19 protein-coding genes are annotated in these 17,714 nt (G+C 50.6%); 12 read left to right on the top strand and 7 right to left on the bottom strand.

All coding sequences use genetic code 11. The features are described from left to right. Positions 1-17: 17 nt before the first annotated feature. From DW350_RS09905 to DW350_RS09880, 6 genes are read left to right on the top strand one after another with little or no spacing between them, the layout of a single operon-like run. On the top strand, positions 18-1,190 hold the full coding sequence (locus tag DW350_RS09905; protein ID WP_336407002.1) for a class I SAM-dependent methyltransferase: 1,173 nt from the start codon (positions 18-20) through the stop codon (positions 1,188-1,190). Continuing rightward, positions 1,175-1,654 (top strand): DUF2878 domain-containing protein, encoded by a 480-nt coding sequence (locus DW350_RS09900; protein WP_115718710.1) that lies wholly within the window; start codon positions 1,175-1,177, stop codon positions 1,652-1,654. The genes DW350_RS09905 and DW350_RS09900 overlap by 16 nt, the downstream gene beginning before the upstream one ends. Continuing rightward, positions 1,651-2,097 carry a chalcone isomerase family protein gene (locus DW350_RS09895; protein WP_115718709.1) on the top strand — a complete coding sequence of 149 codons (447 nt, stop codon included), beginning with the start codon at positions 1,651-1,653 and terminating at the stop codon, positions 2,095-2,097. The genes DW350_RS09900 and DW350_RS09895 overlap by 4 nt, the downstream gene beginning before the upstream one ends. Continuing rightward, positions 2,097-2,615, top strand: a complete 519-nt coding sequence (locus DW350_RS09890; protein WP_115718708.1) for a DUF3833 domain-containing protein — start codon at positions 2,097-2,099, stop codon at positions 2,613-2,615. The genes DW350_RS09895 and DW350_RS09890 overlap by 1 nt, the downstream gene beginning before the upstream one ends. 33 nt (positions 2,616-2,648) lie before the next feature. Beyond that, positions 2,649-3,812 (top strand): class I SAM-dependent methyltransferase, encoded by a 1,164-nt coding sequence (locus DW350_RS09885; RefSeq protein ID WP_115718707.1) that lies wholly within the window; start codon positions 2,649-2,651, stop codon positions 3,810-3,812. Positions 3,813-3,815: 3 nt separating this feature from the next. Beyond that, on the top strand, positions 3,816-4,334 hold the full coding sequence (locus DW350_RS09880) for an AraC family ligand binding domain-containing protein (RefSeq protein WP_115718706.1): 519 nt from the start codon (positions 3,816-3,818) through the stop codon (positions 4,332-4,334). Here the strand turns inward: DW350_RS09880 and DW350_RS09875 are convergent. The 3 genes from DW350_RS09875 to DW350_RS09865 all read right to left on the bottom strand — a co-directional run bounded on the left by DW350_RS09875 (position 4,331) and on the right by DW350_RS09865 (position 8,783). Further along, complete coding sequence (locus DW350_RS09875) at positions 4,331-4,747, bottom strand: acyl-CoA thioesterase (RefSeq protein WP_115718705.1); 417 nt, start codon at positions 4,745-4,747, stop codon at positions 4,331-4,333. The genes DW350_RS09880 and DW350_RS09875 overlap by 4 nt on opposite strands. Positions 4,748-4,830: 83 nt before the next feature. After that, positions 4,831-6,726, bottom strand: coding sequence for a methyl-accepting chemotaxis protein (locus tag DW350_RS09870; protein WP_115720608.1), 1,896 nt, complete (start codon positions 6,724-6,726; stop codon positions 4,831-4,833). A gap of 161 nt (positions 6,727-6,887) precedes the next feature. Beyond that, the gene (locus tag DW350_RS09865) at positions 6,888-8,783 is read right to left on the bottom strand and encodes a methyl-accepting chemotaxis protein (RefSeq protein ID WP_115718704.1); all 1,896 of its coding nucleotides are present in this window, start codon (positions 8,781-8,783) and stop codon (positions 6,888-6,890) included. 143 nt (positions 8,784-8,926) lie between these two features. Between DW350_RS09865 and DW350_RS09860 the strand changes: the two genes are divergently transcribed. Both DW350_RS09860 and DW350_RS09855 read left to right on the top strand, forming a co-directional pair. Next, positions 8,927-9,427 (top strand): MgtC/SapB family protein, encoded by a 501-nt coding sequence (locus tag DW350_RS09860; RefSeq protein WP_115718703.1) that lies wholly within the window; start codon positions 8,927-8,929, stop codon positions 9,425-9,427. A gap of 86 nt (positions 9,428-9,513) precedes the next feature. Beyond that, the gene (locus DW350_RS09855) at positions 9,514-9,999 is read left to right on the top strand and encodes an aminoacyl-tRNA deacylase (RefSeq protein ID WP_115718702.1); all 486 of its coding nucleotides are present in this window, start codon (positions 9,514-9,516) and stop codon (positions 9,997-9,999) included. Positions 10,000-10,029: 30 nt separating this feature from the next. Here the strand turns inward: DW350_RS09855 and efpL are convergent, their stop codons facing one another. The 4 genes from efpL to DW350_RS09835 all read right to left on the bottom strand — a co-directional run bounded on the left by efpL (position 10,030) and on the right by DW350_RS09835 (position 13,272). Beyond that, positions 10,030-10,599 (bottom strand): elongation factor P-like protein EfpL, encoded by a 570-nt coding sequence (gene efpL, locus DW350_RS09850; protein ID WP_115718701.1) that lies wholly within the window; start codon positions 10,597-10,599, stop codon positions 10,030-10,032. A 58-nt stretch (positions 10,600-10,657) separates the two neighbouring features. Continuing rightward, positions 10,658-11,155: a DUF3592 domain-containing protein gene (locus DW350_RS09845; protein WP_192954639.1), complete on the bottom strand. Its 498-nt coding sequence runs from the start codon at positions 11,153-11,155 to the stop codon at positions 10,658-10,660. Between the two features lie 166 nt (positions 11,156-11,321). Next, positions 11,322-12,740: an exodeoxyribonuclease I gene (sbcB, locus tag DW350_RS09840; protein ID WP_115718699.1), complete on the bottom strand. Its 1,419-nt coding sequence runs from the start codon at positions 12,738-12,740 to the stop codon at positions 11,322-11,324. Between the two features lie 319 nt (positions 12,741-13,059). Next, positions 13,060-13,272, bottom strand: a complete 213-nt coding sequence (locus tag DW350_RS09835; protein WP_115718698.1) for a hypothetical protein — start codon at positions 13,270-13,272, stop codon at positions 13,060-13,062. Positions 13,273-13,502: 230 nt separating this feature from the next. Here DW350_RS09835 and DW350_RS09830 point away from each other — a divergent pair, with 230 nt between their 5' ends. The 4 genes from DW350_RS09830 (at position 13,503) to DW350_RS09815 (ending at position 17,676) form a co-directional block, all read left to right on the top strand. Continuing rightward, positions 13,503-14,408, top strand: coding sequence for a cation diffusion facilitator family transporter (locus tag DW350_RS09830; protein ID WP_115718697.1), 906 nt, complete (start codon positions 13,503-13,505; stop codon positions 14,406-14,408). Positions 14,409-14,724: 316 nt separating this feature from the next. After that, positions 14,725-15,786, top strand: coding sequence for a 3-deoxy-7-phosphoheptulonate synthase (locus tag DW350_RS09825; RefSeq protein WP_115718696.1), 1,062 nt, complete (start codon positions 14,725-14,727; stop codon positions 15,784-15,786). Continuing rightward, the gene (gene tyrA, locus DW350_RS09820) at positions 15,786-16,895 is read left to right on the top strand and encodes a bifunctional chorismate mutase/prephenate dehydrogenase (protein WP_115718695.1); all 1,110 of its coding nucleotides are present in this window, start codon (positions 15,786-15,788) and stop codon (positions 16,893-16,895) included. Before DW350_RS09825 ends, tyrA begins: the two co-directional genes overlap by 1 nt. A 127-nt stretch (positions 16,896-17,022) precedes the next feature. Continuing rightward, positions 17,023-17,676, top strand: coding sequence for a hypothetical protein (locus tag DW350_RS09815; RefSeq protein WP_115718694.1), 654 nt, complete (start codon positions 17,023-17,025; stop codon positions 17,674-17,676). The last annotated feature ends 38 nt before the right edge of the window (positions 17,677-17,714 follow it).

Raw genomic sequence — 17,714 nt, 5'->3', positions numbered from 1 at the left:
GTCTGGCGCGCAGAACCATGTTCGGTTTATTTAGCCATCTGCAACAAGGGCGGCTAGTCATTGAAGATGTTGAAGGCCAGTTTGTGTTCGGAAACGCTCTGCCGTCAGCCACCCTTAAAATTACCGATGGCCAGTTCTATTCGCGAGCCCTGTTTGGGGGAAGTATTGGTGCTGCCGAGTCCTATATTGAAGGGCACTGGCACTGCGATGATTTAACGGCTTTAGTGCGTATTATGGTGCTAAACCTGCCGCTGCTCGACCAACTGGAACGGCGCCTTGCTTGGCTGACATGGCCCGTGCAGCGCATTAAACATCTTGCCAATCGTAATAGTCGCAGCGGTTCTAAAAAGAACATTTTGGCGCACTACGACCTGGGCAATACCCTTTATAAAAGTTTCTTGGATGACAGCCTGATGTATTCCGCGGCTATCTATCCGCATCCCGATGCCACCTTGGAAGATGCTCAGCACTACCGCTTAGAACAGATCTGTAAAAAGCTTGATTTAAAACCCGGCGATAAAGTGTTGGAGATTGGTACCGGCTGGGGCGGGCTTGCCATTCATGCGGCCAAGCATTATGGCTGCCATGTTACCACCACCACCATCTCCGATGCGCAGTATCAAGAGGCCTTTGAACGGGTGGCAAGGGCAGGCCTTAGTGACAGCATTGTGCTGTTAAAAGATGACTACCGGGACCTTGGCGGCCAGTTCGACAAACTGGTGAGCATCGAGATGATTGAAGCGGTAGGGCATAAATACCTGCCGGGCTTTTTCAAAAAGTGCCAATCGTTACTCAAACCCAATGGGGTGATGCTTATCCAAGCGATCACCATTAGCGATCAACGCTACGACAGCTATGCCCGGTCGGTTGATTTTATTCAGCGTTACATCTTCCCCGGGGGCTGCTTGCCCTCTAACAGCCGCATGCTGGGGTTAATGGCCAAGCACACCGACTTTGTGGTGCGTGACCTGCACGACTTCGGCTTTGACTATGCCCGTACCCTTTGCCAGTGGCGTGAACGTTTTCATGGCGCTTTTGACGAGCTGCGCCGCCACGGTTTTGACGACCGCTTTAAACGGTTATGGGATTACTACCTTTGCTATTGCGAAGGCGGATTTTGGGAGCGGGCCATTTCGGTGGTGCATCTGGTTGCTACCCGGCCCGGTAACCGCCAGTGCATTGGCTGCTAAATCTGGTTTTTTACCAGCTGGCCTGGTTGGCAGCGGTTGTTTTACAAAGCCCCTGGCCAGTGCTGGCGCTATTGGCCCTGCACCTGTATTTAACGCCGCTGAAAAAAGCTGATGGCAAGCTAATGTTGCTGTTTATGGCTGCCGGGGTAGTGGTAGACGGCAGTCTAGGTCTTTTGGGGCTCTTTGAGTTTGCCGTCGGGCCGCTATTTATTCCGCTCTGGCTGGTGGCGCTGTGGGCAGCCCTTGCCATGTTGCCAAACCACAGTTTGGCTTGGCTCAAAGGCCGGCTGTGGCTTAACGCTGTTTTTGGCGCCATTGGCGGGCCCCTTGCTTATTGGGCTGGCGTACGGCTGGGGGCGGCGCAGTTTGGTTGGCCGCTTTGGCTAAGCCTGCTGACACTCGCCGCTGTTTGGGCATTGCTGTGGCCGTTTTTAATGCGCCAAGCGCTAAGGAGCCTGGCATGAAAAAGCTCTGGGTGCTGTTACTCATTGCACTACCTGCCGTTGGCCAATGGCAGCTAAAAGGCGAGGGGCGCTTTGAATATCTTTTTTGGGATATCTACGACGCCCGCTATTTCACCGACGGTAGCTCTCAAGCGCTATCGCTGACCTATCTTCGCAACATTGATGCCCAGGACATTGTCGAGCAAACCGGCAAAGAGTGGCGCCACCTCGGTCTTTACCAACAACCCTGGGTTGACTGGTTTAAGCGCTATTGTCCAAACGTTAAAAAGGGCGATGTCTTACGAATGGATGTCAGCCCCAAGCAAACCCGCTTTTTGTTAAACGGCCAGCTTTTGGCCACCAACACCGATCCGCAATTTGGCCCTGCCTTTTTGGCTATCTGGTTATCCGATAAAACCCGGGCACCAGCGCTTCGGCAAAAATTGCTGGGCAAGGAGGAATAATGCGTACCTTAATGTTGGTATTTTGCCTGATGCTAGGTGGCTGCGCCGCGGGCGTAGAGGATTACCAAGGTAGCCAACCACAACTGAAATTAGAGCAGTTTTTTAATGGCAAGGTGATAGCCCACGGTATGTTTCAGGACTATCACAACAAGGTCATTAAACGTTTTACGGTGGTGGTTGAAGGCCACTGGCAAGGCGATACCGGTACCTTGGACGAGGACTTTACTTATAGTGATGGCAGCAAACAGCGCCGAGTCTGGACCCTAAAAAAGCTCCCTGATGGCCATTACCAAGGCACGGCGGGCGATGTTATCGGCACCGCCAAAGGCAAAGCCGTTGGCCTGGCGTTTCAATGGTCCTACACCTTAAAACTGACCCTTGATGACGGCTCCACCATGAATGTCGGTATGGATGATTGGATGTATCAACTGGACGCCAAGCATCTGATGAACCGTACTACCATGCATAAATTCGGCTTGCCGGTGGGTGAAGTCACGCTGTTTTTTGAAAAGCAGTAAAAAACCGGCGGCCATTACGTATAATGCGCCGCCATGCAGCGCCATATTGATACGTTCAAAGCCTTAACCGAATTGCTGTCAGCCAACCGGGCTGACTGGCAATTTGTGCCCTTTGCCACTGCGCATTGGCCGTGGCCTGAATTGGCTTTTTTACAGGACCTTGAACCGCAAACACTCGAGGCGATGGACAGCGATGCAATCAGTGCTTTGGTGGCGCAGTACCGTCCTGGATTACCTGCGTGGCTAACACCGACATTACCGGCCTACGACCACCAACAGTGCAATATCGACTCGCGTCTTGGGGTGGGTATCGCTGGCCGTAAATGGCAGCAAATAAAAGACTTTTCGGCCGCGGTGCCGGTAGAACACCCGGTACTGGAGTGGTGCGCTGGTAAAGGCCACTTGGGCCGAGTATTTGCATCAAAAGGCCACCCAGTAACGTCCCTTGAATGGCAAGCCGAGCTTTGCCAGCAAGGCCAGGCATTAGCTACCAAGGGCGGTTTTAGTCAGCACTTTGAATGCGCCGATGCCTTTGCTGACAAAAGTCAGCACCTTATTACAGCCAATCACCATGCCATGGCGCTACATGCTTGCGGCGATTTACACTGCACGCTTTTACAGCAGGCTGTAAAGAACAAGGCGCCAGCTATCAGTATTTCGCCCTGTTGTTACCACCTTATTCGCAGCCCGCAATATCAGCCGCTGTCAAAAGCAGGCCAAGGGTTTGACTTAGCGCTCAGCACCTTTGATTTGCGCTTGCCACTGCAACAACAGGTTACCGGCGGCCAGCGCGCAGAGCGGCTGCGCCACACCGAACAATGGTTCCGGTTAGCTTTTGACTGCTTGCAGAGAGAGCTAACCGGAACTGATGCTTACCTGAGCGTGCCCAACATTCCCAAATCGCTGTTAACCAACGACTTTAGTGTGTTTGCGCAGTGGGCGGCCGCACAGAAACAGCTAACCCTGCCAGCGAAAGTTGCTTGGCAACGCTACCTTGATGCCGGCCGCCAGCGTCAAGCGGTTGTAGCGCGCCTTGATTGGGTGCGCCACTGGTATCGCTGGCCCTTAGAATTTTGGTTGCTGCTCGATAGAGTCTGCTTTTTAGAAGAAGCCGGCTATCAAGTCCGTTTGGGGGCTTTTACCGACAGAAACACAACGCCGCGTAACGCCCTTATTGATGCTCGAAAAGGAATATAAACAATGTATCTACCCCTGACTCTTGCCAATGTCGCCGTCGCTAAAGCGCGCTTGTCGGCGCGCCAGCGCCTGGACACCGACTTATTGGTGCTTTGGCAACAAGGGCAGGGCGTAGTGCGCCTAGGTAAGGCCTATTACCGCCTTAACCAGGGGGATTTATTGTGGTTGCCAGCCGGTACGCTCTTTGCGCTGGGCGCGGGCGATAACAGTGGCTATTGCGGCCTTTGGTTGTCAAAACGGCTCGGCCTGTTGGTGCCTGGGCGAGTGGGGATGATTAACGATACATGGTGCAAAGAAAGCCTGAATAAAGCCGCGCAGCGCAGCGGTGACGGGCAGCGGCTGCTACTCAAAGCACTGGCGCAAGAACTGACCGAGATAAAACCGGCAGCCTTAGGGGCAGCCCTTAGCTGGCCTGTTACGGGCAGCCTCGCCGCTTTGGCATTAATAGAAGCGGGGCGGCAGGGCCATCATCACCCGCAAAGTGATATCGACCCTCGTCCTCTTACACTCACGCCGGTTTAAAGCAGTGCTTTAAACGCCTCAGGTATCGCCACCGGTGCCTGGGCTTTAACATCAAAAAACACCACCGACACTTTACTGATAGCAACGATGACACCGTCTTCACGGCGAAGCTGCTGAAAAATTTCAGCTCCTTTGCTGCTAAGGTCACCAACGGCGAGTGCCATGGTCAGTTGCTCTGGGTAAAAAGCCTGGGCAAGGTAATTCACGCTTAGCTCGGCAACCACTTGCGCGGCGCCATCAATGTTGCCTTCTGTCATGCCATGCGCTGCCAGCCAGCGACAACGCCCTTCATGACAAAGACTCACCAAGGTATCGTGGCCAAGATGCTGGCCATAATTAATGTCACTAATGCGCAGGGAAAGCGGGCATTCAAAAAGTACTTTGCTGGGAAACTGCAGCGGGCTTCTTGCCATTGCTCGATATCCTTTGAAAGGTGCTGTCAGGCTAGGGTATTACAGACAAATAAAAAAGGCTCCCGAAGGAGCCTTTTAGCGAGTTAGAGTTTGAACTTATCCACCTCTTTTGACACTTGCATGCCAAGGCTACGTAACTCGTCGGCGCGCTCTGTGGCTTCGTTACTGGCGACCGACATTTCATCACCGACGCTACGGATCACTTCAGAGTTTTGACTGATCTCTTGGGTTACCGATGTTTGCTCTTCGGCCGCTGAGGCAATTTGTGCGGCCATGTCATTGATTTGATGGATGGCGGAGAGAATTTCACCCAGGCTTTGGTTCGCCGCTTCGGCGTCGGTAACGCTTTTATCGGCCATGGCGCTGCCTTTATCGGTGGCTTCTACCGCCTTGGTTGCGGCCCCTTGCAAGGATTCAATCATGGTTTGAATTTCTTGCGTTGAACTGTGGGTGCGCTGTGAAAGCACCCGCACTTCGTCGGCAACCACCGCAAAACCGCGGCCCTGATCGCCAGCGCGAGCCGCTTCAATGGCGGCGTTAAGTGCCAGTAAGTTGGTCTGTTCGGCAATGCCACTGATGGTAGAAAGAATGGAGTTGATGTTTTGGGCATGGCCGTTTAGGTCGCCAATAATGCTGCTGGCTCGTGCAACTTCGGCGGCCAGGCTTTCAATTGAACGCTGGCTTTGCTCAACCTGGCGGCGGCCCGATTCACTTAACCCCACACAGTTACGTGCCGACACGGCAGTTTGTTCGGCGTTAGAGGCAATTTCCTGAGTGGCCGATGCCATTTCTGTTACAGCGGTGGCCACCATGTGTATTTCACTCTGGTGGCGCTGGATGCGCTCATTCTGGTGCTTAGAGCCGATGGAGCTTTGTTCCGCTTCACTTAATAGCTGCTGCGAGGCGCCTTTAAGGCGGCTGATAATGCCATGCAACTGTTCAACAAAACGGTTAAAGCTGATGGCCAGGCGGCCAATTTCATCTTCGCTTTGTACTTTCAGGCGGATGGTCAGGTCACCATTACCGTTAGCAATGGCATCAAGGTTACGGGTGATATCGTCCAAGTGGCTAAGCAGCATTTTTATCAGCCAGGACAAAATCAGCACCACCACCACCAGTATCAGCACGCTGATACCCACCTGGGTGTAGAGCTGCTTACGCACCGGGGCCATTAAGGTGTCTTTATCCATTACCAAGATAAGTGTCCAACTGGAGTTGGGAATATCTTCAGCAAAAATGTAGCGGGAGCGGCCATCGAGTTTGCGCTCGTTAAGACGATGGTCTTTCACCAATGCCTCCAGTGGGCCACCGGCAAAATCAGCAGTAATGTCAGACGCCTTTTTTGAGCGGCGGCTTTCATCTGGGTGAGCGATAACCTGATCGCTTTTATCGACCAATACCGCGTAGCCGTCACCCGGTACTTTGAGTGCATTCACGTGTTTGGTTAACTGGTCTAAGGGCAAGTTACCGCCCACCACACCGACGATTTGGCCGTCGCGGCGCACTGGCTCGGCCAGGGTGACAACGTATTGATTGTTAGTGGCCGAGACAAAAGGGGCTGTTAAAAAGCTGCCATTGGTTTCCATAACGCCCTTGTACCAACTGCGTACGCGAGGGTCATAGCCGGGCTTACTTTTTAAATTGGGATCGTTACGGTACATGTCGCCAGCGGGCGTCCCCAAATAAGTGAGTGAAAAACCGAGTCCTTCCTTGGTTTGGTCCAAGAATACATAACTTGGAATATCCGGGTGCTGGGCGATGGAGTCTGCCAGCTTGATCATGGCTTGGCGGCGGTCGCTGATCCAATCACCAACGCTGCTACTAAAGGTGTTAGAGAACAGGTTTACTTCGTCTTCCAATGACTTATTGATGTTTTGCTGTAAGGCAGAAAGGCTTTGCCATGTAACAGCGACAAAAAACAAGAAAAAGCAGAGGCCAGTGACGGCCAGGATTTTTAAACGAAGAGACCAACTTTTCATGGTGTTACCCATACAGAGAAAGGACACCTTATTATCGGTCAAACATTCTGTTTTCTTTATATTAACTATTGTTTTTATTTTGTATGCGTCTGCCAGCGCAGCTATGACGCGGCGAGCGCGACAAAAGAAAATAACAAAGGCACCCGCGGGTGCCTTTTTTCTTAAATCGTGAATTTACCGACTTCTGACGCCACCTGTTGGCCGAGACTGTTGAGTTCGGTTGCCCGGTCAGCGGCCTCGGTGCTGGCACTAGACATTTCATCCCCCACATGGCGAATAACCTCGGTGTTTTTGCTGATCTCTTGTGTGACAGAGGTTTGCTCTTCAGCGGCTGAAGCAATTTGCGCCGCCATGTCGTTAATTTGATGAATAGCGGTGAGAATTTCCCCCAGGCTTTGGTTGGCCGCTTCGGCATCAGCCACGCTTTGCTCGGCCATGATGCTGCCTTTGTCGGTGGCCTCAACGGCTTTTATGGCGGCACTTTGCAAGGACTCAATCATGGTTTGAATTTCTTGCGTGGAGCTATGAGTGCGTTGTGACAGCACTCGTACCTCGTCAGCAACCACCGCAAAGCCGCGGCCCTGATCGCCAGCGCGAGCCGCCTCGATGGCGGCATTAAGCGCCAACAGGTTGGTTTGCTCGGCAATACCACTAATGGTGGAAAGAATGGACGTAATGTTCTGGGCGTGGCTATTTAAATCACCAATGATATTGCTGGCGTGGGAAACCTCGTTGGCCAGCTGCTCAATTGACTGTTGGCTGGTTGCCACCTGACTGCGGCCGGTTTCGCCAAGCTCGACGCAATTTCGCGAGGAAATAGCCGTTTGTTCGGCATTGCCAGCGATTTCTTGGGTGGCTGATGCCATTTCAGTGATAGCGGAGGCCACCATGTGTATTTCGCTTTGGTGCCGCTGAATACGCAGGTTTTGCTGCTGAGTGCTAATGGTACTTTGCTCTGCTTCTGATTGAAGCTGAGTAGAGGCAGCACTTAAGCGGGTAATAATACCGTGTAGCTGCTCAACGAAACGGTTAAAACTATGGGCTAGTTGGCCAATTTCGTCTTGGCTTTTCACCGCTAAACGGATAGTCAGGTCACCGTTACCATTGGCGATGGCATCTAAGTTGCGGGTGATGTCACTTAGATGGCTGAGCAGCATTTTAATGAGCACCGAGAGTACCACTGCCACCAGTATCAGGATCAGCACACTAATACCCACTTGGGTGTAGAGCTGTTTGCGCACCGGTGCCATCAGCGTGTCTTTATCCATCACTAAAATCAGCACCCATTGGGTATGGGGGATCTGCTGCGCAAAAAGGTAACGCTGGCGGTTATCTAAGCGACGTTCTTCGAGTTGATGGTCATTAACCAAGGTGTTTAACGGCGCCCCGGCAAATTCGGGGGTGATGGCAGATGCCCTTTTTGAGCGGCGGCTTTTATCCGGGTGGGCAATGACCTGGTCGCTTTTATCTACCAGTACCGCATAGCCTTTGCCTGGGATCTTCAGAGCATTGACATGTTGGGTTAGTACGTCCAACGGCAGGTTGCCACCCACAACGCCAACGATGTTGCCATTTTTGACCACGGGAGTGGCAATGGTCACCACATAGCTTTTGGTGGTAGAGGAAACAAAGGGAGTTGAGATGTAATTGCCCTTGGCAGTAACTGCACCTTTGTACCAACCTCTAACTCTTGGGTCGTAGTTTGGGTTACTGGGGATACTGGGGTCGTTTCGTATCATGGTGCCATCGGCTTTGCCAAAATAGGTGAGGGCAAACCCCATTGATGTTTTGGCTTGGGCCAGAAACAGGTACGGCGGCACATCAGGGTTATTGGCAATGGAGTTTGCTGCTTCTTCCATTGCATGCTGCCGGTCTTGTACCCAGTCACTGACACTCATGCTAAAGGTGTTGGAAAACAGCGTCACTTCATCTTGCAAGGATTGATTAATGTTGCTCTGAAAAGCGGACAGGCTTTGCCAGAGTACCGCTACAAAAAATACGAGAAAACAAAGACCTGTAACGGCCAGAATTTTCATACGCATCGACCAGTTTTTCATGTTGTTATCCGGGCTATGTCATATAAATCCGCTTATCGACACCGCCCTTTTATAACGTTAGGGGAAAGTCTATTTCTCATTTAAAAACAGGCGTACATTAGCGCGCAGAGGGTCAGGCCGGGTTTGCAAAGAGGGTTTTCAGGATGTGGCAAGAGCTTATCAATATTGCGCCATTTCGTTGGGGCGACATTGTTATGGCAATAGTGTGCGGCGCCATTATTGGCCTTGAAAGGCAGCTAAGAGGCAAACCGGTTGGTATTCGTACCTCATCGCTGGTGGTGCTGGGCACCTACTTTTTTGTGGCGGCGGCATTGTCGGTCACCAATGAAAGCTCGGACCCATCAAGGATCATTGGTCAGGTGGTTACCGGTGTGGGTTTTTTAGGGGCAGGTGTGATGATGTCTCGCGATGGTGTGGTGGTAGGCGTTACCTCCGCTGCGGCTATTTGGTCATTAGCCAGCATCGGCGTGGTGATTTCATTGCACCATGACTTGACCGCGTTAAAACTCAGCTTGGTGGTGGTAGCGGTATTGCTTGGGGTAGACATCCTGGAAGGGAGTTTTCAGTCGCTGCGCCGAGGCGTGCATCAACGCTATCAAAACTGGCGGCAAAAGCTCCCTAAAGAACCTTGGGAAGGGCAGTAAAACTAAGCTGTTGAATCTTAACAGGCTCGGTTTTAGCTAAGGTTTGCCACCTATACTGACAGCGAGTGCGATAAGAGGAGTTGCATATGAGCATGTCAGAATCGTTGCGTCAGTATTTGGCGCAACGCAACATCAGGGCTGAGCATATCCATCATCCCTATAGTGAGGGGGCGTTGCAAAGCGCCATCGCCAGCCAGGTGGCAGTGAAATACATGGCAAAAGCGGTGATCCTCGAGGACCACGAAGGTCACAAAGTCATGGCGGTTGTGCCTGCCAGTCACAAGTTGAGCCTGTCGAGACTCTCTGCATTATTGGAAAAAGATTGCCGGTTGGTTACCGAACGAGAATTAGCGCAGCGGTTTCGTGACTGTGAACTGGGTGCCATTCCCGCAATGGGGGAAGCCTTTGCCATGGAAACCGTGGTAGAAGAAGTGCTTTGGCAACGGGAAGACGTTTTTATGGAAAGTGGCGACCATAAAGACTTGCTGCACATCAAAGGTGAACATTTCCGCGCCTTACTGCCAAATGCCATAGTTGGCGCTATCTCTTACGAGCAGCCACGCTGGCACTAAAAAACCAAGGCCGCAGTAGCGGCCTTGGTTTTATTCAGCTCGTCCCATAAAGCGCCGTTCAGTGGTGTGAATTTTGACCTTTTCACCCACTTTAATGTATTCCGGTACCTGTACGCTTAAACCGGTGGCAAAGCTGGCCGGTTTGGTTCGCGCTGTTGCCGAGGCGCCTTTCATTTCCGGCGCGGTATCGGCTACCACCATTTCTACCGATTGCGGCAGTTCAATACCCACGACTTGGCCCTCAACCAGCAGCAGCATCACCCCTTTGGTGTTTTCATCAATGAACAGCAACTCATCGGCAATGTCTGCTGATTTTAACGGGTACTGGGTGTAGTCGGCTTCGTCCATGAAAATGTGTTCGTCGCCGTCAATGTAAGACAGCACCACGTTGGCCTTTTCCATATCAACCACATTGACAATGTCATCACCTTTAAAGCGTTCTTCGACTTTAAGGCCGGTTTTTACATCTGAAAAACGCATTTTATAAAGGGTTGCCGCCCCACGCGCGCTGGGGTTTTGCACGTCAATGTCGCGCACGATCAGCAGTTTGCCATCAAGCTCAACTACCACGCCTTTTTTGATTTCGTTTGCCCTGGCCATTAGTTGCCCCTGTCTTTATTTGATGGCGCATCTTATGCCAGGACCTTAGTAACAACAATCAGTCGTTATGGCGTTTTAACCAGATGTATAGCAGCGGGGCAAAGCCAAGCAGAGCGGAAAACAACAAGAAAATACCTTCCAAAACCACCGGCAACCAAAAAGCGTTAAAACCGGCCAGTCGCGCTTTGTCGGGGGTGTTTGGTAGATAATAAAGCCACAGCCTTTCGCCCACTTGCGGGGGCCGGGCAAAGGGGTTGTATTCGGTTAAGTCACTTTTGGTAATGAATTCATGCCAGTGGCCTTTGTGATCGGTGTAATAAACGGCCAACTGTAGCTTTTCTTTCATGCCAAAACGTAGCGGCAGATGTTTGATGAGGTGTTGCTTAACCACGCCCCGGGCTTTATCGGCATGTTCAATCCAGTGCAACCTGTCGTGTATCGACATGCTGAACTTTACGGTCATCAATACCGCAATGATCGCAAAAATAACGAAGGGGACCAGCAACAGATGTGCCAGCCATCGACCTTCGTTATTTTCTTGTGCATTGGTTTCCATCGGTTGCGTTTTATTGTCTTTATTAAAGCTTGAGTAAAGCATATTTCCGAGCGCAGTTCACGCCTCAATTCCTACTACATTTACTTAACAAAGTAATTGATATTGCAGGATTTTAAGCTCAGGTTGGCAGACTGTGAACCGGGCTGCATTTTCCGTAAAAATCCCTTTAAAGGTTCTGTGCGTACTGATAGAGCGACTGCAGTATGGCCATGGCTTTTTCATCGTCGCTACGTTCTTGTGCTAACTGTTCAAGCTCTTGCATGAACGCCTGGATGCCAAAGCCGCGGGCACCGTGCATTAACACCTCTTCGCGGTATTGTCGCCAGCGTAGCTGCTCTTGTTCGCTTAGTGTTTGCGGATAATAGCGGGCCCGATAACGAAATAGCAGGGTATTAAGCCGGTTATCTTTAAAGGTTAATTGGCCAAGGTTGTAGGGCTGTTGGGACTCTCTTACCAGTGCCATGGTGGCTTTGTCGGCGTCGCTGATAAAACCGTTATAAAGGGCTTCTTCGGCGTCGACATCAGCAAAGTCTCTCTCGTTACTAAAGAGTGCCAGTAATTTTTCACGCAGCTGCGGCTGCGCCTTAAGTTGTTCTAAATTGTGCCGGCAGCGATCGCGGTCAATACCCAATTCCTCAGCGCGCTTTGGACTCAGGGTTTTAGCCGGCGCCAGAATAGGGCATTTATTAATGTGTACCAGCTTGACGGGTAGTCGAGACTGCCCAGCCTCGAGTTCGGCCGTTTTTGTATAAAGGCGTTCAATAAGCGCTTCACCGTCCAGTTCTAAAAGCGGTGTTAAATCGCCGTTCAAATCCACCACAATGACCGCATTTTTATTCACCGGGTGCCAAGCTAATGGCACAACATAAGTTGTACAGCCCTGTGCGGCGGGAAAGCGGCTAGAGGTGTGTACCAGTGGCTGTAAGTTGATAACGTCAATTAACTGGGCCACCGCTTGCTTGCGCCGCAGCTTAAAAAAGTAGTCATACAATTTCGGCTGGCGGTCGCGAATGAGGCGAGCCATGGCAATGGTTGCCTCTACATCAGAAAGGGCATCGTGGGCTCTGTCATGCACAAGGTTGTTGGCTTTTGACAGCGCTTCTAATTTAAAGCTCGCAGCGCAGGTTTCTTCATTGATGGGCCACTCGATACCGTCTGGACGCAAGGCATAGGTGGCACGCACCATGTCAATAAGATCCCAGCGGCTATTGCCGTTTTGCCACTCACGCTCGTAAGGGTCATAGAAATTACGATAGAGCGTAAAACGCGTGACTTCATCGTCAAACCGTAAGCTGTTGTAACCCAAAGTACAGGTTTGGGGCTGGCTCATTTGGCCGTGGATCAGGCGAATAAACTCGGGTTCTGCCATGCCTTGCGCGAGGGCCTGCTGCGGGGTGATGCCAGTGATAAGGCAGGCCATAGGGTGGGGCAGGTAATCGTCTGTGGGCTGGCAAAACCACACCTTGGGCTCTTCTATCGGTTCGAGATTTTCATTGGTGCGGATGGCCGCAAACTGGCAGGGACGATCGTTTTTGGGGTCTGCACCAAAAGTCTCGTAGTCGTGAAAGAGGAGGCTGGCGGTCATAAGCATGCTATTGAGGTGAAAAGGCCAGTCTATCGCAATGCGGCAGCTCTGCTAAGGGGCCGATAAATTCGAGGCGAAAAAAAAGGCCGCAGAGGTGGGAAAAGCGGCCTGAATAAGAGGGGTCTCGACAGGGTCGATTACCTTGCTTGCAAAACGGATTCTACTGATAAGTATTGGCTTGGAAAGCTTCTATAGGCTGATTGTTTAATAGGCGTTCAGACTTATATTCCTGAGTATCACCCTGATAAATAACTACAAATTGTCTACTTAAAAATGCTGTAATGCCTAGACCCCTTGGGCGACCGTAACTGCCGGAAAGTTACTTTTCTTCTTTGGTGGCCTCTTGCTTTAGGGTTAATAAATCTAAGTGAGCCAGCTGAAGATTTTGCCTTTTATCGATAGAAAACCGACAGACAAAATGAATAACGCCCTGAGTCGTCAGGGCATCGCCAATGGTAAAAACAACGCTGTCTTGCTGCTTAACACGCACATTATCGGTACGCACCATGCCCAGTCTTGCTCTAACCGCCATTTCACATTGCCTTTTAGCCGGTACAGTAAAGGGACTGACCGGATTTGCTATGACATGCAGTGAGAGCAGGATGCTGGAAAATACCATCGCCGTTTTTTTAACCGTGGTTGTTGACGCAATTTAGCTGCTAATGCTGCATTTTGCTTCTTTATTCCGCCAGGAGCTGGCTGGGTTGTATCATTTGTACTCAACAGGCAAGCTTAGGTAATTGATTGAAATAAGGCGCTTTTATGAGTCATGATCATCACCACCATCATCATCACGATGATGTAGCCAACATCAAAGTTGCATTCTTTCTAAATCTTGCCTTTACGCTGATAGAAATTGTGGGTGGTGTACTCACTAATTCAGTTGCCATATTAAGTGACGCCGTACATGACTTAGGCGACAGCCTATCGCTAGGGTTAAGCTGGTGGTTTGGCAACAAAGCCAAAGCTCAGCCAACCCCGCGATTTAGCTATGGTCCCAAGCGGCTGAGCCTGTTAGCTGCATTGATCAATGCTTTAGTGTTGATAACCGGTTCCGTATTGGTGCTCAGTGAAGCAATTCCGCGTTTATGGGCACCACAAATGCCGCACGCCCAAGGCATGATCTGGCTAGCCATATTGGGTATCGCTGCCAACGGCGCCGCCGTTTTCCGACTAAAAGGCGCTAAAACGCAAAATGCCAAGGTGGTTAGCCTACATCTTTTGGAAGATGTATTGGGATGGGTGATGGTACTTGCCGTTGCCATCGCGCTGCTCTTTGTTGATTGGCCTATTCTCGACCCACTCCTTAGCGTCTGCTACATGCTGTTTATTCTTTATAACGTCATCAAAAATCTTTGGAACACCTTGCTTATCTTTTTACAGGCTACCCCTGATGATTTGGACCTTAAGGTGATTGAAGAGGAATTAAGACAAGTCAATGGTGTGGCTGATATCCACCAGCTGCATGCTTGGTCCTTTGATGGCGAGAGCCATGTTTTAACTGCTCACGTGGTCGCTGACCGCCAATTGTCTCCAGATAACTATGCTGCGTTAAAAGTCGCCTTGGCAGAGATCTGCCAGCGCCATCCCATATCTCACACCACGTTTGAAATTGAATATGTCGACGAGTCTTGCCGCATGGCACATCGGCATGAACACTCCCATTGAGTGTAATTAAAAGTTTACGTTTGTCTTGGTTTCTCTAAGGCCACTTTTTGGTGGGATCGCAATTAATTAATTGAATTAACTGGTTAATTTATTTTTTGTGAGATTCATCAAAGTAGGGCGCATCAAGACCGACGGTTTTATCGCGTAAAACCGTCAGCCATAGAAAAAAACAAAATCCCCTGCCACCCTATGCACAACGCGGCTTGAATGGTAATGTTCGCACTGTTGCGTAGGCTGGTTTTAGTCAAAGTCAATTTCACCTTTAATTAAAACCTTGCCGTAAAGTGTAAAGATAAGTTTAAGCAAGGTATTTGTAATGCAAAAAGATGCGCTGAATAACGTTCATATCCGTGGTGAACAGGTTTTAGTTTCCCCCGCCCAACTGAAGGCACAGATCCCGGTTTCTGAGAGCGCCCTGGCAAAAATTGCCGAGGCTAGAGCCACCATTGCCAATGTTATTCATGGGCAAGACCAACGGATGTTGGTGGTTTGTGGCCCTTGTTCTATTCACGATATTGATGCCGCCAAGGTCTACGCAACTCGCCTTAAAGCACTTCATGACCAATACCAAGATCGCCTCTATATCGTGATGCGGGTGTATTTTGAAAAGCCGCGTACCACGGTTGGCTGGAAAGGGCTCATTAACGACCCTTATCTCGACGGCAGCTTTGAGCTAGAAACTGGCTTACGTATGGCAAGAGAACTGTTGGTTTGGCTTGCTGAACTCGGCCTACCAGTGGCAACGGAAGCGCTTGATCCCATTAGTCCTCAGTACCTTGCTGAGCTTTTTGCGTGGTCTGCTATTGGTGCTCGTACCACAGAATCACAGACACACCGAGAACTGGCTTCAGGCTTGTCGATGCCGGTGGGTTTTAAAAACGGGACTGATGGCAGTCTGTCAACGGCGGTTAATGCCTTACAAGCCGCGTCACAACCCCATTGTTTTATGGGGATAAATCAAGGCGGGCAAGTGGCGGTAATGCAGACCGAAGGTAACCCCCATGGCCATGTTATTCTTCGCGGCGGCAGTAAGCCGAACTATGATGAAGCCTGTGTTGGTGAGGCGTTAATAACCCTTCAAAAAGCAAAATTAAATGAAGCCATTATGGTCGATTGTTCCCATGCCAACTCAGGTAAAGACCATCGTCGCCAGCCGATGGTGGCACGAGACGTGTTGCGACAACGCCAAAACGGTAATGGCGCCATCATGGGCGTGATGCTTGAGTCCAACTTGGTTGAAGGTGCTCAGGGTGCCGCAGAGCCACAAAATCTGGTTTATGGTCAGTCGATAACAGATGCCTGCATGGGCTGGGAAACCACAGTGCAACTTATCGATGAATTATTTGAAGGCATGTTAAGGGTTGAGGCGGCAAGCTGATGTTGGAAGCGTTACGCAATAAAATAGATGCTGTCGATAAGGCCCTGATTGATCTCTTGGAGCAGCGCTTGGCGTTAGTAAAAGAGGTTGGCGAGGTTAAGCGTGAACACGGGCTGCCTATCTATGTTCCAGAGCGAGAGGCCAGCATGCTGGCCTCTCGCCGTGAAGAGGCACAAAGCCGCGGTTTAAACCCCGATCTTATCGAAGATATTCTCCGCCGTTGTATGCGCGAGTCTTATCACCAGGAAGTGGGCGCTGGCAGTAAGTGCTTGAAGCCTGCGCTTGGGCCCATTGTTGTGGTCGGTGGGGCTGGACGTTTAGGCAAGCGCTTTGTCGACTATTTTAAAGCGTCCGGTTACCAGGTTGAGGTACTTGAAAAGAATGATTGGGCAACAGCCCCACAGCAGTTAGCCAAGGCTGGCATGGTGGTGCTGAGTGTGCCTATTCATAACACTCAGGAAGTGATTAATGCGCTACCTGAATTACCCGCCACTTGCACCTTAGTCGACTTAACCTCAATTAAAGAGCAGCCCTTAGAGTGGATGATGAAAAAACATCGCGGCCCTGTGCTTGGGTTGCATCCGATGTTTGGGCCAGACACATCCAGTTTTGCCAAGGAAGTGATTCTGTATTGCCAAGGTAGGGGCGATAACGAGTGGCTTGTGGAGCAAATGCGATTGTGGGGGGCGCGCCTCGTTAGTGTTGACGCCGCTGAACATGATGCAAGCATGGGTTTTATCCAAGCGCTGCGACATTTCAACAGCTTTGCCTATGGTCTGCATTTGCAAAGCAGCCATGTTGATATCAATAAACTGCTAACCATGAGTTCGCCTATATACCGGCTGGAACTGGCGATGGTAGGCCGCCTTTTTGCCCAAGATCCCAATTTATATGCCGATATTATTCTTTCGAATAGTCAACACCTTGGTGTCATCAAAGGCTTTAGGGAAAGCCTCGATACCGTCATCGACATGTTAGAGGCAAAAGACAAAGCGGCTTTTGTCGAACGATTCAGAGATGTCTGTGACTATTTTGGGCCTTTGGCTGACGAATTCATGCAAGAAAGTCAGCTACTCTTAGCCAAGAGTAAAGATGGAAGAGCAAACTGAAAGGCGGATGAATAAACTCATAACGGCAGGTGGTCTATCTTTACTTAAGCTTTACCTCAATAGCTAGATTTGGTTAATATTCCGCCCCCGGCGCTAGGAAGGTGCCTTAACAATCAAGGACTTGATCATGATGAGAACCGTAACCTTTGTTTGCTACGGACTGATTTTGGGATTGTATCCCCTGTCCGCTTTGCTGCTGCCTGAGATGGCCTTTAATCCGTTATTTGCGGTGATGTTGGTGGTATTGTGGCTAGGCCTTTATGGCCACGCCAAGCAAGTGCCTTTGTTGTTGCCGGGCATTTGGCAGTCTTTAGCCGTCGCCTTAGTTATTTTGCTGTTATTCCAGGGGCTGACCGCATGGCAGCACCATATTTTGGCAACCAACAGCAACTGGTATGACTTTAGTGACAGCGAAAGTCTGGCTACCTTTTTTCTGCAAATGTTACTGCTACTGCCTTGGGTAGCGTTGATGCTGCGCTATGGCGACTGGCGGCATCCAGCCTGGTTTAAAAGCCCGAAAGGGCGTTGTGCCAAGTGGTTAATTGAGCACTTTGATGAAGAAGGTCAGTTGCACCTTTTCACCTTGGGTTATGACCTGAAAGCCCAGCTGATGAAAAAGGGCGTGGCGGTCACTCTGGTGAGGGGAAGACAGCAATTTCACCAAGTACTGCCTGATCTGTATCACTTAGCCGACTTTATGTTATCGAACACGCCGTTTATGGATGAAGTTTTCGATAGTGAGGCGCCCCCGGCAGACGCTGATAGTGCTTTGGTTCGCTAAAAAAGCCCGGCAATTGCCGGGCTTTTTTATGACTAACC

Origin of the sequence: Gallaecimonas mangrovi, assembly GCF_003367375.1 — a bacterium.
GTDB lineage: Bacteria > Pseudomonadota > Gammaproteobacteria > Enterobacterales > Gallaecimonadaceae > Gallaecimonas > Gallaecimonas mangrovi.
The sequence above is the reverse complement of the archived record's forward strand: the minus strand, read 5'-3'. Positions and strand labels throughout refer to the sequence as shown.